Below are 20373 nucleotides of genomic sequence, written 5' to 3'. Positions count from 1 at the left end.
CGACGTTTTCCCCGTCACTGGGCCTAGGCGGATGTGCTGCGATTGCTTGACACGTTGCTCTTTGTATCGACGCTCCGCTCTCAACCGCAAAGCCATGTTAAATGCTCCGTGAGACAAAAACTGTCCCACGCTGAACGACTGTCGGTTGGCGAGTCAGAAGTTACAATTTTGGTCGCAACTCCGGATACTTCCGAGTACATCAACTTGAAAGCGGGCACACACGATGGCATCAAAGGTTCCACTGGACGAGGCAATCCTCTCGATATTGCACGATGAAAGGCACCCAGAGCCATGGATGTCGACATCGGAAGTCGTGCAGCAGCTCAGGGAGCGCGGCCACGCGATTAAGTGGACCAAACTTGTGCTCCGCCATTTGAAAAGCCTTGAGAATGAGCACGGGTACGTGCTCTCGCGGGAGGATGACGCCGGCCGATTGTTGTTGTGGCAGAGACGACCGTGGCTTTATGGTGCCCGCCGTGACGCCAACTTGATGACTGCGTCGGAGGCAGTGGCGTTCTCTGTATTTGGCAGGTTCGCGGGCAACAAGCTGCCGGAAACCATTACCCAAGAAATCGCACCACTCTTCAAAGCGGCCGACATCAGGCTGTCACAGGACAGGCGCGACAGCCGTATCTATCGAGCGTGGCCGGATAAGGTCGCCTCCGTGGATGGCACTTTTGCTCTGGTGCGGCCCAAACCCGCGCCTGATATCGTGCAGGTGGTAGCAACAGCAACGTTTTACGAGCGCGAGCTTTTGGTGACTTACCGCGCCGCCTACAAAAGAGAAAACGCCGAGGAAGCGCCACCCAAGCGTCTCTGCCCGCTGGGTCTTGTCGAATCAGCAGGCGTGATGTTCATGGTCGCACAAGACCCGACGCGCCCCCCCCGGCCGGAGGCTGGCAAGCCCAACTGGCTGCGGACACTTTACCGTCTAGACCGCATCAGCAAAGCCGTCGACACCGGGCAGTCGTTCTCATATCCAGCCGATTTCAAGCTGACTCGGTATATCGAAACCGAGCAGGCATTCGACTTCGTCACTGAGGAGCCGGTCTGGCTCGAACTCGCATTCGAAGGCAACGCGGGAAACCACCTGAAGGAATCGAAGATGGCAAGGGACCAGGTGGTAGAGGAACTGCCAGATGGCCGACTCAAGGTCTCAGGGACCGTGATTCCGAGTCTGAAGCTTAGGTGGTGGATTCGGTCTATCGGCTCAGGCGTGGAAATACTCGCGCCGGCTGAGCTTCGGAACGAGTTTGCAGCCGAGTTCAAAAAACTTGCGGTGCGCTATCGCTGAGTCTCGGCGCCACCAACTTAGCCGTCACGCTGTCTTGCGGGGCAGCGCGGCCTCCCCCGACGGGGGACTAATCTGCAGCAGAATTCGCGCTACGCGCGCGCGTTGCGTAGGCGTAAGCGTGGGAATGGCCGCAAGTTCCGAGGCACGCACACGCCAGTACGCCGGCGTCAACACAGTGGTCGCGCCATCGACCGACAGGACGTACTCGAGATGAGCAATCGCCGAATCTGCGGTTTTGCCGGTGTACGCGCCCGCTAAAGACTTTTCGGGTTTGCCGCCATCGGCTGTCGGGTGTTCCGACCGCAATGTTTTCTTGGCCCTCAGGGTCATTCATTCGCTTCCGTGAACGCAACCCGTTCATTCTCAGAGGTGTAATGGACATTTTGTGTCCCATGACCATCCGGTCGCACGGGTACTCGCCAATCCAGCGTTTGCCAACTGACTACACGGCCCATTTCGGCGAACCTAGTCTTTGATTCGAGCACATTTCCGAACTAGGCGGGAATCCACGCCTGCGTGCAGTCGCGTCGACTATGGTTGACGGCGTTAGCGCATCCTCCCGCCGTGGGGAAACTGACCTTGCCGGCCAAAAGCGCGGGACGAAGACGCTGCGTAGGCAGCATCGGAGCCCGTAATCCTCCGTGACCAATCTCGCACGGCCGTTTCACCTGTGTCCAATATCCCCTCATCCCGCCGGAGATGCCGTGCTGAGAACCGTCGCACAGCGCCTGAAGAAGACGCTACGCCACGGCGAGACCATAGTCCGGCTCGGCGGCGACGAATTCGCCGTCATTTTTGAGCACGCGACGCGTGCTGCCGGTGCCGAACTTGCCCAGCGCATTATCCATTTCCTGTCCGAACCGTATCCTCTGTCAAAGGGCGCAAGCGCAACGATTGGCGCGAGTGTCGGCATTGCCCTGGCAATAGCAGGCGAAACTTTGAAATCGCTGATGAAGCGGGCCGACGCGGCGCTCTACGAGGCGAAAGCGGAGGGTAAGGGCACGTTTCGCTTCGCGACTATGGACATTGCGTGCAGGGACGCCGCCGAAAGCTGCGACAACCCATCTTCGCCGCAAATGTCTGAATAGGGTCGAGGGCAAACGTCACAGAAAGCCTTGCAGACCGCCCGTATGTTCTTTGCCCCTTCATCCGGCCACAAATGCGGCGCTCACGAAGAGCAACTGCACGCCACGCGGCCGTGGCTCATTGACGACCGAGCGCTGTCAACGCGGCGGCGTTCGACGGCCGGACGCCAGGACCTTCGAAATAGCACAAGTCGCATCCGGCATGCGGGTCATATTCCGACAACTGGCCGACCGGGGACGACGTGTCCGGTACTGATGCATCAAGAAGCAATTGGGACACGTGGGTCTCGCCGATAGCGGGTAGAGACCTGCCCCGCGCCAACGTGCCGCCGACCACCGACCAGGACAGCGCAGACAGGACGAGTCATTGCCGCCGCTTCTGCGAAAGCAGACGGTCGAATTCCTCACGTGCATCGCGCAGTTCCTGCATGGCGGCGGCAAACCGTGCGAGTTCAAGCGTCGACGGCTGCGCGCCTCCATTGCCATCAAAATGCTTTTCCAGCGCTGCTGACGCTGCCTGCACTTCCCGTGCGGCACCAGCGATGCGCTCAAGTGCTGCGGCCTCCGGCGAGGCCTTGATTTCTGCCATCATGTCCAGGTGGCCCGCGCGGCTAATACCGCAAAGTCATGTTTGATTGGACATCACAGTTGCCCGACTTCTTCTCGCTCGGGCACTCGCCCGCTGCCGGGACGCGCTATTTCCTCGGGTCGAAGTCATCGACGGTCAGCACGATGCGCTCGCCCGGCCGCGCGCGGGCCTTTCGTTCCGCCAAAGCCACGATGCGCCTGCGGCCTTCGGAGAAGGCCTTGAGAACGCGTGCATCAGTTGCTCCGGGTTGCACCCAGAAATGCTGCTCGAGTGTCTCACGCGTCACGACGCACGCGATGTCGCGACCACCGAGTGACAGCGCGAAAACGACGCCGTCCGTTGAAACACTGGGTTCAAGTTCAAGGGCTTCCACGATAAGCGCTCAAAAGGTTGTTTCCACGTATTGCCCTATCGTACGGGCGAAGCGGCAGAAGTTTCAACAAAACCTGAGCGGCACTCGTCGCTTTTGCCCAGCATTGAGCGTTGTGGGACCGGACACGGCATCTCGACGTTGCTTGCCAGAAAAAAAAGGCCGGCACAGCGGGAAAGGAGAAATCGCCGCGCCGTGTTCGACGGATACTGTCGAACACCCGCAGGAAAAACCAGGGCAAGCCGCTAGTGTCGCGTGCGGTCTGGCAGGGACTGAAGTAGAGCGGTGACGTCCATCTCTTCATCCAGTTCCGGCCAGTACAACTGCTGGCGGTCCAAAGAGATGGCAAAACACCCTCGCTCCGCTGCCGTGGCTGTCAGCAGCACAGGAAACCAGCCTAGCGGGAATTCAACGGCCTGGCCGTCAGACAGGTCGAGAAAGAGGTGCCCGCTGTCGAAATGCACGCTTACCGCCCCGCTGTCCATGGCCGTCTCCTGACTGAGAAGCAACTTAAAGATAGCCCTCCGCAAGGCGCCATACAAGAAAGAATGCTGGTAACCGGGACTGCGTCCGCGTTGGGGCCGAAGTGATGCTTTTCCTTAATTTCAACGCGATGTCGCCGGTCAGCGGTTTGCCAGGTTTGACCGGTGAAGTTACGGCAAAGGGGACCTGATGGGATATTTAATCGCTCGAACCCATGAGCCGGCGCTCCTGAACCGCGTCCGTTCAGCAGCCGGCATGTCTTTCCGCCTAGTTCCGACAGGCGTATGTTCGCCACGCCCCGTCCATCGGGGCAGCCGTCGTCTTCCTCCAACGAAACGGCGGCTGGGTTCACAAAAGTAAACTCAACGGAAGGCCCGAGCTGCAAACAATCGCCTGCTTTTAGCGTGTGGACGACCTCACCTTCCTCAAGAGTCAGTGCCCAGAAGTGACTCCCCAATGCGAAAATAGATGTAGACGAAAAGACCAAAATCGATAAACTCTATTTGCATGCCAAAGACCTCTCGTGCACTTCAGCAACTACCTCCCGCTACACTTAAAGCCATCGAAAAATTAGGGGCTGACTTAGCGGTAGCACGATTGCGCCGCAAGGAATCCCTGAAAACCTGGGCCAAGCGCATGGGAGTTACAGTTCCCACCCTGCAGCGACTTGAGGCGGGAGACCCTGCAGTGAGCATAGGCATCGTGGCAACGGGGCTGTGGCTTATCCTGCGGGACGGAGAGTTAGCCCAACTCGCCGCTCCGGAACATGACCGTGGCGCGATTGAAATGGACGTTCGCAAGGCTATCGACCTAGGGCGCGCGCGTGCACGAGCGTCCGCCGAAAAGCGTGTGCGCAAGGCTCACACGAAGGACTGAGATGCGCCTAAACAATCGCCACCCTTGGTATCAGGCGGACCAAGCCTTGCGTCGTTACGTTGGTGCGCTGAGATTGGATTCGGCCGCTAGAGTCCCTGCATCACATTTGCTATGGAGGGAGTCCTTCCATCATCGAAGCGGGTAAGTCATTGATTTCACGAGATTGGCCGTATAAAAATCAAATTTGAGTTTTATACGGCCAATCGGGGTCAAACCAGCATCTCTGCGTGGCGGCGATTCGTCGAGCTCATAAGACCGTCGAAATTGGCCCGGGACATATGCAATGCGAGCTTGGCTTCATCGCCAGGATAGCTGCCGGCGTCAATTTGCTCGTTTTATCAGCTCAGTATCTGCTCGCGTTTGAGCAGATACTGAGCTGATTGCCGAACTAGGCAGGAAACCTAACAGTCGTCTACCGTCAGACCACAGTGACTAAAAATTCAGCGCCGAGTCTGCTCTCAATCCCTACACACCCGGCATAACTACCGGCATGCTGCCGCGTAGGAACTCGTTGGCCGTTTCTGCTTCGTCTTTCATTGAGGTAATCCCGCCCAGAAAATATTGCGCGCGACGGCCACTACGTCATCGCCATAGCCCACCGGTATCGGCGCATGCTTGATGCGCGGGACGTTGTCGACAACAATCCACGCAATCGCGCCACGCCATGGGACGTTCACATCAAAGCGTGCGGTCAGGCGCCCATCGTCGGAAACAAACATGGTTAGCACGGCACTTCGAGGATAAGGCCCGTCTGGTTGCGCGTGCTGCAGAGCGCGAGCAGTTCGTTCCCATCATGTCTCACCAAGCAATCCCGTTCTCGCACCGGTACAGATGCGAGGCATTGCCGGCGCGAGGTCATGCGCGAGGTACGCCCCGGCATGCACCGATACTGTAGTCAGAGGTGGCGCCGGACTTGTCGGCGACGAAGGCAAGTTGTCATTTAGCATGGACGATGCCCTCCAACATCTTGCGCGCAGTCGTGACAACTTCATCATCCGCTGTATAAGGGACGCACTTCCCAGAGCGCTTGCTTATCAGTGAGGCCAGCATACCGAGCGCAAAAGGTCGACTGCACGAAAGGAAGATGTACGTCCCTACGATGCCCATGGTGATAGTCCTTGCCATCGCCTTCTCGCCGGCGTGTACGGCAGCGTAAGGCGCTGATTTATGGGGATTGCTGCGTAAAACATAAATTCTGGCGTTACACGGCCAATTTCGGCAGACCTAGTCTGAGGACATGCCAGTTGCGCTCGTTTGCAATCGGTCGAGTTCCGCGTCGTAGAGTCCCATGCGGTCTGTTGATTCCACCATTTTATCGATACCTCTCCGTTGCCGTTTCTTTTGTCTCTTCTTGTATAAAAGCACTTCCGTTCTCGAAAACAGTTGATGAGGTGCCGTAGGACTACAACTCGTGGGTGTCACTTTGCCCGAACGAACCAGCGCGTCAAAATGCGAGCGCGAAACGAATAACAATCGTGCAGCCTCATTCCTATCGATTTTTGGGTCGATATTGGAACGGCGCGCTCGCTTTAGATTACGAACCTTCATGGGTCTTCCTTCAATGGCCGTAGACCTCCAGCCTCAAGCGACGTTGGTCAACGAAAGGCTCAAGTAGACGGCTCACCGAATCGTTCGCGAAGCCGTGACCGAAGCAGGGCAACGACGGCAGGGTCGCCTAGCCCTACTTCGGTCTGACAATGAATCAGGCGGTCGCGGTAGCTTCCGAATCCGTCTTTCCGGTCATCAATAGCTAACCATCGCTCCAACGAGTGACGTCGAACGTAATCAAGAACTTGGCCCCCCCGAGACAACCTCGGCCAAAGCAGCTCGTTTTCACAACCCTGATAAGTCGCCCCAATCACTTTTCTACGCAACAATGAGTCCGGCAACATGTTCAGCGTGGGCTCGACGCCGAAACGAAAAGTCCAGTCTGAAGACAGTACAACCTCGACATCGGGATAGCAACGCAGCAGGCCGTCAAGCGTTGGCACATATTCAAACAATTCAATGCGGCCGGGCGCGCTGCTGACAATTCGACCTCCCACGGCGTAGCTATCGCCTCGATGCAGAACGCCGTCAATATCCACAAAGAGCACCCGCCGCAACAGCTGTCCCATCAGCGGTCTCCGTCCGCGCGGGCACGGTCTCTGGACTCTTCGCGGTCTAGTTCGTCAAAAAATGCGTCACCGTCGCGATAGTTTCCTTGCGCTATATCCCTCCGGGCGAGCTCAAGGATAAGCGGCAGTGTGGCTGTGTTGAAACGGTCTTGCGTGCAGGAGGCACGCATGCTTAATCTATTACGCGATGTTGGCATTTCTGGCTCCTGAAATCGTGCCCGGAGATTGCATTCAGGATTCTCCTCAGCTCATCATCAATGCAAGCGCTATAACCGCTAAAGCGACAGTTTTCTGACGGCTACAACGACATGGAGTACCACGCCGACGATGTCTTCGTCAGCGACCCGGATTGCGTCTAGCTTGTAGGTCGACACCTCGTGACAAACGACGTTTGCGTGTGCAACGCCGTCAACGATACTCACAGCAATACGTGCCTCAGGAATGGGCGGAGCCTGACCGGCGGGCTGCCGAGAGACGAATACCGTTGCCTCACTTGCCGTGGCGTAGGGTCCACATGGTTGGATATACCCGCCTGACAGTAGTGCATCCTCTGCACGCATCCAGAGATTGACCCTCGGGTCCACCTCATGCGCCGCTGTCAACGTAGGTTCGATATCACGTGGTTCCACCTCGTAGCTGCCGACATAAATCGTGACAACAGTCCGCACCCATTCCGCCGCGTACGCCCGAGCCATTTGGCGCAGCAATCGATATTGCCTCTCCTCGCGGAGTGCTTCGAGCGGCGAAATGCCGCCAAGGTTAGCGTGTCTTGATGACAGATATCCGAGCCTACACGATGGCGGCGCCGGCACGAGTATGCGGCAGATTGAATACAAACGCCTGAGGTCAAGTCCGAGCGTCGCAAGAAGCGCAGGCAGATAAGCCACTCCGTCGACTTCTATCGCGAATACGTCCCCCCTCTGAAGCATGCGCGCAAGTTGGCTTTCGCTGAGGCGGAGTCGTTCGCGGAATTCGTCCTCACCCAACAGCTCGCCGGAACGTACCATCTTCCGCCTCGCGGCAAGTGCCTGTTGCTCGATTTCATCCCAAAAGGTCATCGCGATTCAACTCCCATGTCGACAAACTAATGAACTTGAAACGATTACCGACGCATTTGTCTTCGGAACTCATGCGCAACAGCGCCAATGGGCAAAGGCGGAACTACAATTGCGGACCAGTCTACGGCGCGTATCGGTCGGATTTTTCGCCAGTCGAGGGTTGGAGAGCGCCGCGTTGATGAGCGCCCGTCGTCGCTTGTCGGCTTGAGAAGACGCCGTAATATCTGAGATTTGTTGGACCGTTCGACAAGACAACCACGTGCTCGCTCGTATGAGTGACGTCGCAGCAGTCAACATCAGCGCGTGGATGGCCGGGGTACCGTACTTCATACCTGCTGCCGAAGGAATAGCCTTTTTCGTGTATCCACAACTCGGAAGGGATTAACACTTCACAGATTTCCTCCGACCCGTCACTATCGGCATGCGAGTCGAGGAATAGCACCACGCTTTCCGGGTCGGCGTCGGCTAACAGTGTTACGAGTTCACGAACTTTCATCGGTGTCTCCGCTCTAGCCTCTTCATGCGCGTGCATGCGTTTAGTAACCAAGGAGCCAAGTGCGTCGGAAATATCGCAGCAACGCACTGACCACGATGTCGGGAGCCATCCTTCGGATGTGACCTAGAACGTCTTTTCGAAGCTCGTTCTCAACCCTATGGCCTGCTAACACGGAACGCCCAACCAACACAATGTCGAGTCGCCCGACGGGCGCGTTGTGACAGCAGGCTTCCTTCCGGTCAGGAAGCCCCGCTCTGCTCGCCGAATTGCTCTGCCAGTCGGCGTCGCAACACTTCGACCGTCTCAAAATCGCTGAGCGCTGATTGCTCATTGCACTTCGCGAAGTGTTGCTCGTGGCCCTCGAAACCGTCGTTTTGGTCGTCAATCGCGAGCCATCGTGTCAGGCGGTGCACATGAACGTATCGCAGCACCTGTATGCCTCGTCCGATTCTTGGCCAAGCCCGCGCGTCAGCGTACCTCGAGTGATAAGTTGCGCCAGCAACGCGCCCTCTTTCGGCCCGATTGCCCGATTTCCAGTTGCAGCGAATACTCTAGGAGGACTTGGCGTGCACTGCCACGACGAAGTTGCGGACCGCCCGAAGCCGTCTATTTTGGTGCAGCGAGCCAACCAGCCGAACCACGAGCAATCAATTCAATAATCTGACCATCGGGGTAGTGCCGTAGCAACCTTATTGCCTCTTGACGCAGGGCGTCCATGTCTTCCACTGCACTTATCTGTGAGAGCGCAATCAGCAATTCCCTTGTGCGCAACAGCGCACGCGTACGTTCATCTGGCATCGTCATCGCTGCCTCCCATACACACGTTAGCGGTGTTCAGGGTCCGCTGAAAGCAGGGCACTCGGCGCGCAGCAGCCGCAGCACGATGTCCCAGACGCAGTCGCTCGATTTGCACATAACTGGGCCGATGTCCATACGCGGCGCCTCAGTGAGGATGCTCGCAGAGGCAGCACTGTCCTCGATAACAATATCCAGTCGCGCCACGAGTACTCCCTCGTCGGCACACCGGTTTAGAACTCGCTCGACAAACATGGTCATGTGAGGTGTCGGTAACGCAACTGGCTCAAGCGGATAGTAGTACCTCGCAGAAATGCGGAGAGTCACCAACATTGCGGACAGGCAGCGCACAGCCACTGATGACGCTACCGGACTGATATGCGTCTCTGCCTCTCCACTCGTCACCGTGAGCAACGGCAAGCTCTGACCGGCATGCAGATACTCACCTGCATGAACACGCGCACGCCATAGGACGGACGGAGTCTCGGGATTGGAATTCATTCGACAAAGCCTGTTAAATGCGCGGGCCTGTTTCTCGGAGACAACGCCATCGCAGAACCGGGTGTCGCGAGTTCATGCCGCAGGTCCGAGGCGACTCGGATTCGCATCTCGCGGTCACCCTCAGTCATTCGGCAACATGGCGCATCTTGACGCGGCAAAGTGTGCCTTCATCAACGCCACCATACGTCGGTCGCCAGATATGAGAGCGAGTTCGCGGCGCGTCGGCGCTTCAATGGCGACCCGACCGAACGAGTCGATGAGGTTCGCAAGCTCAGAACAAGCGGAGTCAATCTCGCTTGCGTCGCCGGCAAAGGAAACAACGCGGGGTCTATGTTCGGACGGAAACGAGTCGCTTCTGTCCGCGATAGCTACCCATTCGCCGGGACGCGTCGAAAGATAATCACCAATAAACTCGTATGGCGACTCAGCAATCGTGTTGACTGAGTCAAATATCTTCGGCTGAAGCCTCCCTAGGGATGGAGCCACCTCTGCGAGCCTTCGTCCCCTCATGCGGCTGGTGGCAAGAACGCCGACAGAACCGGCGAAGCCCTCAAGGCAATTTGCAAGCTTGTCAATGCACTCGTGCCAGGCGTCGGTCGGATGCAATGACGCCAGATTATTCCCCTCGGCACCATGCGTCGGGCGCGGCGGCGGAAGCCAATCAAGGCATAAAAATACAAAAATCATGTTTTCTTTCCAGGCTCAAATTTAGACGTGGCGAAGAGATTGTCGCCATCATCAGCGCCCCCAGACCCAAGCGCAACGGAGGTCTACCGGCTTATTGTATCCATTTGACTTGTAAAGCTCAACGTTTACATCGTTTGACTTTACAAGGCCAGTGTTGTAGACGATTAGCTTGCAAAGACGAATAGTTACGGCTTTTCAATTCGTCTTTAAAAAATGCGCGACCTTGCAGAAGTTTTCGCGAAGGAGATGCGACGCCGCCGTGACGCGTCAGGGCTTGCACAAGAGGCCTTAGGTGTAATGCTTGGCCTCGATAGAAACAGCGTCAGTCGAGTTGAGCGTGGCGCGCCGAATATACCCATTGAGAGAGCTGCTGCCATCGCCGAAGCTCTAGGAACAAGTCTCGCAGAAATGCTCGGCGGCGAAGGGCCAGGAAAGACGGCGTCTGAAATGCGCGACGCGTTCGCCGGGCGGGTGCGCGCATTGCGGTTGGGACTCAACCTCAATCAGCGGGAACTCGCGAAAAAGATGAAGGTAGATAGAAACTGGGTGAGCGCCGTGGAGTCTGGAAAGCAGAACATAAGGTTAAGAACGCTACAGAGTTTCGCGCGAGCGTTGTGTGTGAAGCCGGCAGACCTGTTATAGAGCGCCGTCGGTACCAACTATAGCTCGCCGCTGTTACGCAGAGAGCGCTAGGTCGTACCTAGTTGAAAGCCAGCCCAGCCATTTGGGCGGCCGACATTTCGTATCGCCGGGCCGCAGTGCTTCCACTACTGTCCACATGCAGGTAATCAGCGGGCATTTCCTTCGATAACTCGCATCGAAAATGCACTAGGCCTAAAGCGGGATGCCCTGCGAAACTTACTAAAGCAGCCGGATGCGCCCTCGCAACACGAATATATTGCACCTGCGAAGATTCCGTATCGCGAGCGGCAGCAGTCACGAAGGATGGACCCATACGCGCTACCCGAGTCGGAGCTGTCGCCTATATTTTTGAACGAATGGCGCGACCTGTTCGACTATAAGACCGCGACTACCCGCACTCGACTAAAGCGAAGAAAGCGTGGTTACTGGAGGTTATTACGCAAATCCAAAATCGCGACCCCCCTTTCCTCTGCCGCGCAAAAAGGAGAGCTCGGGTCCGTCACGGCCAACATTGCACTCGACGCAATAAGACGTTACCTCGGGTTTTTATGCAAACCACGGACCGACGGCGGCTTGGGAATTGCAAAGTCCGATGTTATGACACTTGCATGGCTAGCCGTCCCCGACGCCGTGAACGCTTTTCTCGAGTTTATGACACAACGGTCCGACGGAATCGTGCATTGGGGACAAAGGGGTTTTGCAAGCTTTGTATGCAGCCTGACCTCGAAGGAATATGGATTTCTGACGCAGCAACCCCATTTTATCGAGCGCCTCAACATTCCGATTGTTCACGGCTCGTTTCAGGAAATGTGCGCGGAGACTCACGAGATTGCCAGCGAATGGAGATGCAAGGCTGCTAACTTTTCTCGAAACCCAGAGGAGCCGATACGCGGGCTTCTCGCGCTAGAAGAACCTCTGGCCCCTCTCTTGAGAGCGATTGCAAAGCTCGACTCGGCTGCAGCAGAATCTCTGCCTGGCAGCGTCGACGAAGCGGTGCATAAGCGGGACGCGCTGTTGCTGACAATATTGACGGCCAACCCGTTAAGACGTCGAAACTTGATGCTTATGACCTACTTTGAAGACGGCTCTGGCAATCTATACCGCCGAGAGGACGGCTGGAGGTTACGATACGAGCCAAGCGACTTCAAAAACGAGAGAGGGGCCGCTAGCGGACCTTACGACGTTCCCTTGCCGCCGGATGCTTCTTGGCGTATCGAGGAATATCTAGATGAATTCCGTCCACGGCTCCTCCAACACAATCCTGACGCGCCATGGGTGATGCCTAGCCGACGGTCAACGCTTTGGCAGAGCCTTACCAAGCAAGTCGAAAAGATTACGAGGCGATTTGTCGCCGAGACACCGGGGTTCGGTCCGCACGCAGTGCGACACCTTGTTGCGACTGACTACCTTCGAAAGCACCCGAACGACTATCCCACGGTCGCTCAACTGCTGAATGACCGGCTTGAAACTGTGATAGCAGAATATGCGCATCTGAAACACGACGACTCCTTTGGGCGCTGGCAAGAACATCTTCGGGCAATACCAAAAAATTGAACGATTCTAATGGTCTTCGACTCGCCTGAGTGCTAGCCAAATTCACGAGAGGGTACCTTTAACGACTTGGCGAAAAAATAAAGATGTAGGCACTGCTTCGTCTCGAATACGTGCCTACACGATAGTATGAGCCAAGGAGAGATGAGGTCGCTCCCAAGACGCTCGCGGTGGTGCACTCAGGTGCAGATAGCCCCGGTTTCTGGAATGAATCCGCGTCGTCTCTCATTGATTGAGGCACCAGCTCGAAGACAGCCCAAGCCCTTGAACGGCCGTGGGCTGCGCTTCTGCCCGGACATAAGACATCGTCCACCTTCGCTCCCTAGTTTCACGCGCTCGCTGGAACTGGCTGGGATGCGCGCCTTTCCTTCGCAACACAGTCCTCTCGCAGAGCACGCGTCGCGCCGTGAGGTCTGCGAGAGTGGAGATGACACACTACTTGCCGCGACCTTGTTTGACAGGAACTGTGAAAAATGGAAATCAGAGTTGAGAAAGTCATCGCATCCGACGGCGAAGAGCAATGCGATATAGATTTAGGCCAACACCTCGGTAAAAAGGCGCTATCCGCCGGAGAAAAGTCCGAATTAGCCTGGGACCTATAGAACGTTCTCGGCAACGAGGCCTACAATCAAAACGCCGACTAATTCACGGATTAACCACGTGAGACAGTTTCATGGTCGAATGGAGTGATGAACGGCAGCATCGTCCTTCGCGTACGCGGCGCATCGGCGCAGGCGCGAGGATTCAGTTTCCTTGTTGACGTCACAGCCGAAAGCAAGCCGCGCCTCGACTGACGGTACTGGTATACCCAGTGCACGCGGAAACTGCCATACATCAGTACGGAAGTGAACAGACGCTGTGGCCCTCCTGCTCCAACACTGTTTTGCGCGCTTGGGCCCCATCACCGAGAACTTCCCACGAATCCGGGCGACCTGTGATGTTCTGGGTTCATTACAACCCATTGAAGAGGGCGCTATGACGAAAATTCGGCGGATGCATACCTCACGGAGGTTTTGGTGGCCGGAGGACGACCGAAGGGAACCCATGCCGACCGAATCGCGGTGGTCTGGCCACGCGACATCATTCGCCGAATTGGAACGGCGGGGGTTGCAGATTCCGGAAGCCCTTAAGGGCGAGGTCGCGCGCCACTCTAACGCGATGGTTCGGGTTTCAGCTCTTGCCGACCGGATATTTGTCACCTTTGCTTTACCGACTGGTGGTCGTTCAAGGTCGGTGCCTGAACATGACTCAGAATCGCCTGATGTAGCCATCGACCGCCTTGAAGCAGTTGGCTTCAAGGATGTGATGCGGCTTGCGTCGGGTATATCGGCAGCGGGAACTATCGAACTGGTTTCTCGCTTTCTAAATGTCGTTTTATCGCTACGGTACGCAGGCGAGGTTAGCTCGGAGTGTGAAAAACCGGACCCGTCGGAACCGTTCGACCGCCACAGACTGTTCATCGCACCCCCAAAGCTGGTTGTGCCATGTCCCGAAAACTCCGGATTTGGATATGCGGCTTTCGCGCCTCCCCCCAGGCTGGCCCACGAGATGCGGAACCCACCACCAGTCAGTTACTATAGCCCCGCTTCCGCCGATATAGCCTCACTGCTCGGGAAGCCGAGCGGACTCACTGGCGCGGGCGTTACCGTTGCCATTGTAGACACTGGCTTTTACCGTCACCGGTGCTTTAACGGCTACGACTACCATCCAATGACAACGGGTGACGAATCCGACCCGGATATCGACGACCGTGGCCACGGCACGTCGATGGCGTGGAACGTTTTTGCGGTGGCCCCTCAAGCCAGAGTATTGGGATACAAATTCAGTGACCAGACGCCCGCATATCGCGCCTTCGGTGATGCAGTGAACTCTGGCGCAGATATCATCTGTTGCTCGTGGTGCTATCTGGAAGAGGATGCGGATGCACTTAAGACGTCCCTCAGAGACCCAATTTTGAACGCCATCAAGCAAGGCACGATAGTTATTTTCGCCGTCGGAAACAGGTCCAATTACAGTATTCTCAACAACCTTGCCGTTGCTAAAACGTGGCCGGCATCCATGCCTGAGGTTATTGCGGTGGGTGGCATACACGCGGACCCAAATCGAGTTCTCCGAAAGAGCAATCTGTCAAACGAGTTCGTGAGCAGTCTCAATCCTGGCCGGGTCGTGCCTGATATAGGCGGCCTCTGCGGGCTAGCTCCGCACGGTATTTACTTCGTATTGCCAACTCAGCCAAGAAGCGAAAAAGATAAAGAACGTCCGGGACGTCCTCACCCCAATTTCGACGAAACAAAGAAGGATGACGGCTGGTGGGGTGGCAGCGGTACAAGTTCTGCTACAGCACAGATGGGAGGAGTCGCTGCCCTCCTTGTGCAGGCTGCACGCCAACAGGGCTACATGCATCTAATTAACCAAGCCTATATCAAGCATTTGGTTTGTTCCTCTGCAAAGTCCGTGCCGCCGGGCCCGTCAGGAATTCACTATGGATTGGCAGATGTGACAGAAGCCGTCAAGCAGATATAGCGCTTATAGTCAAGTCTATGTAAAATAAATTGGCGAAAATTTTGTATTGCCTATAATTTTCGCACTTGGTAAGGAGAATCGTATGACAATCTGGGCCGTTGTAAGGGTTATGCCTGACGCGCATCGCGGCTCGGGTCTGGACGAACCGTCCGCCGAAAAGCTGCAGGCAACTGTCAGTGTGCTGGCGCGCCTCGGTTTTTCCCGGGTTCGCCCTATCGCATTTGGTGTGTCCTTTGCAGGCCAATCGCAAGACTTCAAGCGCGTCTTCAATATTGAACTGCGTGACGGGCAGGTCTTCGGCAAGGACATTCGGCCCGCTGGCGAGCTAGCGAACCTGGTTGACCGTCTCGAAGTCGCACCGACGGCCACGTTGTGCGCGTAGCGACTGGGGCTCGTGCTGTACTCCCACCTCGCGGTTAGTCTTCATGCTTTAGCAGTCTCCAACGGACCGCCGTCTGTTGGCAAAACGTGGTGAACACGGCTGACGCAAGCCCGCAAGCTCCTTCATCTCCGGTCTTTTCAAGACGCCTGGACTAGACGTACACCTGAACACCAGCCTCACTTTGCTGCCCGCGCCCATGCGCAGGCCCGCTGCGCAGTGTCACGCGAGACCATCGCCGGAAACGTCTTCTCCCGAACTCGCGCGCGCATTACACGGTAGGAGGGTTCACATGTCACCTGCGTTCTATATCGTCGCGGTTGTAGCAATTGCGACCGGGTCCGCCCTCGCCGCCCAATACCTGGCAGCAAAAGCGGCAATGATTGCCAACGAATGGGAGAAGCCTCGCGATGCCTTTTTGGCATCGGACTCGCTGCCGGTCAGTGGTAAAGCCGGGTTTTTCAAACCTGCTTCGTGGACATCGGTCGCTGCGGCCGTAGTGACGACTGCCATCGTGCTTGGATACGTGATTTCAGTCCAGTCGGTGCTTGCTCCGCTGGAAGAAGCCCGACACGAGGTAATGACCCGTTTACCGCTCTGTACCAACGCGTCGACGAAACCCGCAAGCCCTCAGGCAGAGCCGACGTGTACCGAGGAAGTGGCGCGAATCACGCAACGTTTTGCCGAAGGCCGAGCCAAGCTCGCAGGCAACCAGGGCATCCTCCTAGGCTTTGCTGCCTTTGTGGTTCTTGCATTGTTGTTCGTCCCACACGGTGCGTATTGGTTGCACAGAAAATGGCTTCACAACGCCAGGCACGTCCTGACGCCCAAGGTCTTCATTCACCAGACTCATCTGGCGACAATGCTAGGCCTTTTGGTATGCTCGTTTGGGGCGTTTCTGCTAACGCATTTTGGCAACTCGTTGATAGAAGCAGGTAATGGCATAGCGGACATCGGCTCGAACGTCATCAGCCCGCTCGCGTTCGACTCCGAGCAATATCTAAAAACGTTGACGGCCTACGGGCCTTTGACTCAAAGCAAGATGGTCGTTGACGACATTACCCATATCACGAGCGGCTTGCACATTATTGCGGCCCAAAGTTTTATCGTGTTGCTTGTGCTGTTCGAAATCGTAAAGGAATCCTTTATCAAGCCTGTTTTGAAGGAAGGCGTGAGCGAGTTCCGTCACGTGCCGCCGCCCCCTGCGCCGGCGAAGAAAAGTGAAAATAAAGACAACCAAGTCCAGCCTCAACACACGGCCACCGAGCGGCCTCGCGTTTCGAATCCAGCTTCGACCGGACCCGCCGCCGAATTGACCTCAAGAGGCGCAATTCTCCCGGCGAACGGCGCTCCTACGGAATCCCCGGCGCCCGCTGGCGCTCTGGACAACCAGGCTACACCTGCTCCGGGAAACGGTTCGGATGCCGCAACAACAACCGTGCCGAAGGATGCCAAAGGCGCGGCCACTGCTGAGGGCCCTGAAGCTCCGCAAAAGGACGGGCATTTCTGAGCTGACAGTCAGCGAAGTACCCTTCGCAAGCAGATACGACTACGTGTAGCAAGTCGGTTCGGCAGAGCCCGCTTACGCCAATAACGTTGCGTGCCTTATCTAGGCGTCGGCATGACAACTTCGGCCTCAGACCGGGATGAAGGTCGCGGGATGAGCGACAACTATGTGCATGTATTCCGTACGACTTTCACACGGAAAGACCGGAAATCCTCCTCCGTCGAACGAACCTGCGTGCTGGGCAAAAGGGAGGGTATTGATGCCTTCGGCAAGGGGGTGGTTCCTGTCGGCGACCTCAATAGCACGGTCGAGAAAATTCGGATGAACGCCCGTTATGGAACTCACCGTGTCGGCCTGAACGCCCACCTTTCGCGATTCCTGCCTCGTGCAACTCGAGTCCGCAGATGACAGGCGCCGCAGAACCGAGGTCTGCACGCAAGCAACGGTGCGGCGACGGCGTCTCCTAACCGGACTAGCCAGCTGTTGGTGCCGGCAGGCCGAAAGTCGCATCGCATCAAACAACCCCGCATTGCGTGTGCCGGCGAGGTGTGCCAGTATGACCCTGTGGACTTGACCTAAGTCCTTGATTTGACTGGTCCGGTTTTATACTGAGCGAGAATCTCACCGCCTCCGCCAGGACACAAGCAAGGACGGGCCTCTTGGCCCGTTTTTCGTTTCTACCCGCACCGCTACCCGCACGCCATCGAGCGGTGCCAATCGCGCGTCTCGACCAACCTTGATTGGCGTGGCACCAGTCTTGATCCCTCCATTTTTTGGAGGATCTTGGCAAATGCCAATACGACATTGTCTTAATGTCGAATTGTCGAGAGCGTTTGTTTAGGGCTCTCCGCCGATTGTGATGTCGCATTTTCTGGACTGGCTACCCTCGGTCAAATCAGATTTGAAATCCGACTTAATCGAGAAGGCTCATCGACCGAGTTCGCCGTGCTCACCATCAGTCCGCGATTCGATGCTGCCTGTCGATGAGGCGACGGTGGAAGCGACTACCGGGCTTGCGCAGATGCTGTGAACAAACGGGCTTTATCAGTCGGGCACGGCCGGGTCGAACAGGGCAACTCCCATGAATGCATGGAAATCAGGAGAATGACCACCACAGTGCCCCGGACAACGAACGCACCACGGCCGTGCGGATAGCACCATTATGGTTTTGAAGTGGGTGTCGTACGTCCCGGTATCTTCCGCGGGTCCAAGGCTCCGTACGACACAGATGGCTTCTGACCAGGACGCAAGACAGCGTCATCGACAACACCGACGAGCTGGCGACGCAATGCTTCGAGACCACGGGCGACGTCTGCGACGTCCCAGTTCAACTCCCTTGCGATGAAACTCGGAAATGTTTGCAGATACGACACGGCTTCTGCCGCGGTCCGGACGCCTTGGGCCGACAATGCTTTTGCAACCTGTTCAGGCAACAGAAGCTCCGACTTCGTCACCTTTGCGCCGAAGTCGCCGGACCTCACTGGGCGAGCTGAATGGGTCGCCTTGATCAACACTGCGGGCATATGCCACTCCTACCGTAACACACCACTAGACTACCACTTCCTAAAAGCCGATCGCGCTTCCAGACAAGGAGGATGTTGATAAACAACGTCCGGTGCACCACATTCGGAACGCAACGGCATTACAGGACCAGCATCTCCCACATGTAAGTATCTACATAAGTAGCAGACAGGTCACCGTATCCGGGGGCGGGGGAGTAGCTGTTGCCCGGCGAGGGTGCTTGTGCCGCCCAAAGAGTGTCCCAGCTGTTCCGGAATACAAACCAGCCTCCCAGCGGCTCATTCGGATCGGGCTCGTAGCCAACGACGCAGACAGCATGCCCGTCCTTTGCCACCGAGGTCGGTGGTGGATTCAATACGCGGCCATACGCCCAGGCGACAGGCGTCGTCCAGTTGTTACCGGCAACCATCGGGTCGTCCGAAAATACCGGCACCCCTATCGCAACAGGGCGGCCGTTTTGCAGTTGCTGGAGCACTGCGGCTGCACCCGTTCCCGGAACCGTAAACTGTTGATATGAATGCGCAGCGGGTTGATTGGCCGCAGCATTCGTTTGTGCGCCTATGCTTGGGTTTCCGTTGCCTGCTTGTGACACATTGCCGGGTATGAACGTTGGATTGTACGGCCAGTCGGCTTCGTTGCAGATTCCAATTTGAGCCAACGCATCGCGTGCGAATTCGAGGTACGTCCCGTCCTGGTTCGGCCTAGGGTCCGCTGTTCCCGTTTTGATTGCCCAGTAGAGAAACTGCTCCGAAAAGTCTTGAGGAGCAGCGCCTGCCCCGGCCTGGGTCAGTTCGACGCACGCGGTAGACGCAAACGACACGCACGTTCCCCGCTGCCCCTGGTTCATGATCCGCCAATTGATGCCTTGGCGCAGATCAATGGCCGTCGCTCCGGCCGGTTGGGCCACCTGAGCCGACGTCGACCCTGCTGGCAACGCCTGAACGACGCTATTGATGTTCCATTGGGTCCCTGGCGGGTGCACAGCGCCAAGCGAAGGTAGCGGCTGCGTAGCAGCCGCGGTCATACCCGCGGCGTAGGAGCCTGCCAGGTGGCGCACGGCAATTGATGAGAGAAGTGGCACCCGTACACCAGCACGGGCAAGCGAATGTCGGAACCCGACCGTCAGGCTGTGCAGGTCTTCGTGCGATGTCACGCCGGCCTGGGCCAGAACGGCCTTCTCCTCCCCAGTGAGTTGAACAGAAGCGGAAAGGGAATCCAGGAAACGTGACATGATCGTGCCTCCGGCCAAAAGCCCCGTGCTTCGCGCTCTTTTTGTTCGCAGATCTACACTTTGTCGACGGACCGACCCATTGCCCCAGCAGCACAATTGAGCACTGTGCGTCACCGCTCATCAGCTACGGCAACGTTTTGTGACTATAGGGGACAGTATTTACTCGCGCAAGTAAAAAGGCGGGTCGTTTTTACGACTCGATCGTCATGGGTGGTCCTGCTCAGGGTCATCCGTTACGTGCCGGAATTTATGGACCATTCTCTCGTTTGTCCGATTTTGCAGCGGATCATTCTGATTCAAGTGCACGCTGGACGTTCAACGCGTTCCAGCATGCACAATGTGGGTACATGGTCAGGTAGAGGCGTAAAGCTCCTCGCCAGCCGTTGCAGGACAAGGGGCAGAAGCGGACAGACGCTCCGCGCTGCTCCGGTGCACTAGCGCGCGCCGCAGCTCTTGCTCCTGCAATGCCTCGGCGCGCTTACGCTCGTTCGGATCGTCGCTTTCCAGCATTCGCGGAAGATCGGCCATCTCTTTCGCGTACGTTGCATCGAGCAGGTCAGCCAGCGTCATCTTCTGCTCGACTTCCACCCGCTCGACGTAAAACCCGGCCGCCTTGCCGCCCTGCTTACGACATCGGATCGGCCTTCCTTTAGGAGTTCGCCCATAGC

21 protein-coding genes are annotated in these 20373 nt (G+C 56.9%); 8 read left to right on the top strand and 13 right to left on the bottom strand.

Translation table 11 applies throughout. The features are described from left to right. Positions 1–295: 295 nt before the first annotated feature. Positions 296–1294: a helix-turn-helix transcriptional regulator gene (locus tag OKW30_RS23055; protein WP_429347665.1), complete on the top strand. Its 999-nt coding sequence runs from the start codon at positions 296–298 to the stop codon at positions 1292–1294. Between the two features lie 24 nt (positions 1295–1318). Here OKW30_RS23055 and OKW30_RS23050 read toward each other — a convergent pair whose 3' ends face one another. Then, positions 1319–1624 carry a hypothetical protein gene (locus OKW30_RS23050; protein WP_429347664.1) on the bottom strand — a complete coding sequence of 102 codons (306 nt, stop codon included), beginning with the start codon at positions 1622–1624 and terminating at the stop codon, positions 1319–1321. 311 nt (positions 1625–1935) lie between these two features. Between OKW30_RS23050 and OKW30_RS23045 the strand changes: the two genes are divergently transcribed. Continuing rightward, complete coding sequence (locus tag OKW30_RS23045) at positions 1936–2382, top strand: diguanylate cyclase domain-containing protein (protein WP_429347663.1); 447 nt, start codon at positions 1936–1938, stop codon at positions 2380–2382. 361 nt (positions 2383–2743) lie between these two features. Here OKW30_RS23045 and OKW30_RS23040 read toward each other — a convergent pair whose 3' ends face one another. The 10 genes from OKW30_RS23040 to OKW30_RS22995 form a co-directional block, all read right to left on the bottom strand. Further along, entirely contained in the window at positions 2744–2971 is a 228-nt protein-coding gene (locus OKW30_RS23040) for a hypothetical protein (protein ID WP_429347662.1), read from the bottom strand. 103 nt (positions 2972–3074) lie between these two features. Next, positions 3075–3341, bottom strand: coding sequence for a DUF1488 family protein (locus tag OKW30_RS23035; RefSeq protein WP_429347661.1), 267 nt, complete (start codon positions 3339–3341; stop codon positions 3075–3077). A 242-nt stretch (positions 3342–3583) separates the two neighbouring features. After that, a complete protein-coding gene (locus tag OKW30_RS23030) occupies positions 3584–3823 on the bottom strand; it encodes a DUF2442 domain-containing protein (protein ID WP_429347660.1) in 240 nt (79 codons plus the stop codon). A gap of 1407 nt (positions 3824–5230) precedes the next feature. Next, positions 5231–5416 (bottom strand): hypothetical protein, encoded by a 186-nt coding sequence (locus tag OKW30_RS23025; protein ID WP_429347659.1) that lies wholly within the window; start codon positions 5414–5416, stop codon positions 5231–5233. An 888-nt stretch (positions 5417–6304) separates the two neighbouring features. Then, a complete protein-coding gene (locus OKW30_RS23020) occupies positions 6305–6814 on the bottom strand; it encodes an HAD domain-containing protein (protein WP_429347658.1) in 510 nt (169 codons plus the stop codon). Positions 6815–7089: 275 nt separating this feature from the next. Then, positions 7090–7872 carry a hypothetical protein gene (locus tag OKW30_RS23015; RefSeq protein ID WP_429347657.1) on the bottom strand — a complete coding sequence of 261 codons (783 nt, stop codon included), beginning with the start codon at positions 7870–7872 and terminating at the stop codon, positions 7090–7092. Between the two features lie 735 nt (positions 7873–8607). Then, the gene (locus tag OKW30_RS23010; RefSeq protein ID WP_429347780.1) at positions 8608–8916 is read right to left on the bottom strand and encodes an HAD domain-containing protein; all 309 of its coding nucleotides are present in this window, start codon (positions 8914–8916) and stop codon (positions 8608–8610) included. Between the two features lie 58 nt (positions 8917–8974). After that, complete coding sequence (locus OKW30_RS23005) at positions 8975–9172, bottom strand: BPSL0761 family protein (RefSeq protein ID WP_429347656.1); 198 nt, start codon at positions 9170–9172, stop codon at positions 8975–8977. A 30-nt stretch (positions 9173–9202) separates the two neighbouring features. Beyond that, on the bottom strand, positions 9203–9424 hold the full coding sequence (locus OKW30_RS23000; RefSeq protein WP_429347655.1) for a hypothetical protein: 222 nt from the start codon (positions 9422–9424) through the stop codon (positions 9203–9205). A gap of 360 nt (positions 9425–9784) precedes the next feature. Continuing rightward, entirely contained in the window at positions 9785–10351 is a 567-nt protein-coding gene (locus OKW30_RS22995) for a hypothetical protein (RefSeq protein WP_429347654.1), read from the bottom strand. Between the two features lie 213 nt (positions 10352–10564). On the opposite strand from OKW30_RS22995, the gene OKW30_RS22990 reads away from it, so the two are divergent. From OKW30_RS22990 to OKW30_RS22965, 6 genes are all read left to right on the top strand, one after another. Next, the gene (locus tag OKW30_RS22990) at positions 10565–10993 is read left to right on the top strand and encodes a helix-turn-helix domain-containing protein (protein WP_429347653.1); all 429 of its coding nucleotides are present in this window, start codon (positions 10565–10567) and stop codon (positions 10991–10993) included. Positions 10994–11296: 303 nt separating this feature from the next. Further along, positions 11297–12547 (top strand): hypothetical protein, encoded by a 1251-nt coding sequence (locus OKW30_RS22985; protein WP_429347652.1) that lies wholly within the window; start codon positions 11297–11299, stop codon positions 12545–12547. Positions 12548–13588: 1041 nt separating this feature from the next. Next, the gene (locus OKW30_RS22980; RefSeq protein WP_429347651.1) at positions 13589–15067 is read left to right on the top strand and encodes a S8 family serine peptidase; all 1479 of its coding nucleotides are present in this window, start codon (positions 13589–13591) and stop codon (positions 15065–15067) included. Between the two features lie 82 nt (positions 15068–15149). Then, a complete protein-coding gene (locus OKW30_RS22975; RefSeq protein ID WP_429347650.1) occupies positions 15150–15449 on the top strand; it encodes a hypothetical protein in 300 nt (99 codons plus the stop codon). Positions 15450–15738: 289 nt separating this feature from the next. Beyond that, positions 15739–16956 (top strand): hypothetical protein, encoded by a 1218-nt coding sequence (locus OKW30_RS22970; protein WP_429347649.1) that lies wholly within the window; start codon positions 15739–15741, stop codon positions 16954–16956. Between the two features lie 150 nt (positions 16957–17106). Beyond that, the gene (locus OKW30_RS22965) at positions 17107–17361 is read left to right on the top strand and encodes a hypothetical protein (RefSeq protein ID WP_429347648.1); all 255 of its coding nucleotides are present in this window, start codon (positions 17107–17109) and stop codon (positions 17359–17361) included. A gap of 1234 nt (positions 17362–18595) precedes the next feature. Here OKW30_RS22965 and OKW30_RS22960 read toward each other — a convergent pair. Both OKW30_RS22960 and OKW30_RS22955 read right to left on the bottom strand, forming a co-directional pair. Continuing rightward, positions 18596–19705 (bottom strand): C1 family peptidase, encoded by a 1110-nt coding sequence (locus OKW30_RS22960; protein WP_429347647.1) that lies wholly within the window; start codon positions 19703–19705, stop codon positions 18596–18598. A gap of 351 nt (positions 19706–20056) precedes the next feature. Further along, positions 20057–20275 carry a hypothetical protein gene (locus OKW30_RS22955; RefSeq protein ID WP_429347646.1) on the bottom strand — a complete coding sequence of 73 codons (219 nt, stop codon included), beginning with the start codon at positions 20273–20275 and terminating at the stop codon, positions 20057–20059. Between the last annotated feature and the right edge of the window lie 98 nt (positions 20276–20373).

Origin of the sequence: Paraburkholderia sp. Clong3, assembly GCF_050436485.1 — a bacterium.
Lineage (GTDB): Bacteria > Pseudomonadota > Gammaproteobacteria > Burkholderiales > Burkholderiaceae > Paraburkholderia > Paraburkholderia tuberum.
This window is presented reverse-complemented; position numbering and strand designations above follow the sequence as displayed.

Excerpts from the sequence above, each read along its gene's own strand:
- OKW30_RS23055 (WP_429347665.1), top strand. The coding sequence starts at position 296 with ATGTCGACATCGGAAGTCGTGCAGCAGCTCAGGGAGCGCGGCCACGCG.
- OKW30_RS23050 (WP_429347664.1), bottom strand. The coding sequence starts at position 1,624 with ATGACCCTGAGGGCCAAGAAAACATTGCGGTCGGAACACCCGACAGCC.
- OKW30_RS23040 (WP_429347662.1), bottom strand. The coding sequence starts at position 2,971 with ATGATGGCAGAAATCAAGGCCTCGCCGGAGGCCGCAGCACTTGAGCGC.
- OKW30_RS23030 (WP_429347660.1), bottom strand. The coding sequence starts at position 3,823 with ATGGACAGCGGGGCGGTAAGCGTGCATTTCGACAGCGGGCACCTCTTT.
- OKW30_RS23025 (WP_429347659.1), bottom strand. The coding sequence starts at position 5,416 with ATGTTTGTTTCCGACGATGGGCGCCTGACCGCACGCTTTGATGTGAAC.
- OKW30_RS23020 (WP_429347658.1), bottom strand. The coding sequence starts at position 6,814 with ATGGGACAGCTGTTGCGGCGGGTGCTCTTTGTGGATATTGACGGCGTT.
- OKW30_RS23015 (WP_429347657.1), bottom strand. The coding sequence starts at position 7,872 with ATGACCTTTTGGGATGAAATCGAGCAACAGGCACTTGCCGCGAGGCGG.
- OKW30_RS23005 (WP_429347656.1), bottom strand. The coding sequence starts at position 9,172 with ATGACGATGCCAGATGAACGTACGCGTGCGCTGTTGCGCACAAGGGAA.
- OKW30_RS23000 (WP_429347655.1), bottom strand. The coding sequence starts at position 9,424 with ATGACCATGTTTGTCGAGCGAGTTCTAAACCGGTGTGCCGACGAGGGA.
- OKW30_RS22995 (WP_429347654.1), bottom strand. The coding sequence starts at position 10,351 with ATGATTTTTGTATTTTTATGCCTTGATTGGCTTCCGCCGCCGCGCCCG.
- OKW30_RS22990 (WP_429347653.1), top strand. The coding sequence starts at position 10,565 with ATGCGCGACCTTGCAGAAGTTTTCGCGAAGGAGATGCGACGCCGCCGT.
- OKW30_RS22985 (WP_429347652.1), top strand. The coding sequence starts at position 11,297 with ATGGACCCATACGCGCTACCCGAGTCGGAGCTGTCGCCTATATTTTTG.
- OKW30_RS22980 (WP_429347651.1), top strand. The coding sequence starts at position 13,589 with ATGCCGACCGAATCGCGGTGGTCTGGCCACGCGACATCATTCGCCGAA.
- OKW30_RS22975 (WP_429347650.1), top strand. The coding sequence starts at position 15,150 with ATGACAATCTGGGCCGTTGTAAGGGTTATGCCTGACGCGCATCGCGGC.
- OKW30_RS22970 (WP_429347649.1), top strand. The coding sequence starts at position 15,739 with ATGTCACCTGCGTTCTATATCGTCGCGGTTGTAGCAATTGCGACCGGG.
- OKW30_RS22965 (WP_429347648.1), top strand. The coding sequence starts at position 17,107 with ATGAGCGACAACTATGTGCATGTATTCCGTACGACTTTCACACGGAAA.
- OKW30_RS22960 (WP_429347647.1), bottom strand. The coding sequence starts at position 19,705 with ATGTCACGTTTCCTGGATTCCCTTTCCGCTTCTGTTCAACTCACTGGG.
- OKW30_RS22955 (WP_429347646.1), bottom strand. The coding sequence starts at position 20,275 with ATGACGCTGGCTGACCTGCTCGATGCAACGTACGCGAAAGAGATGGCC.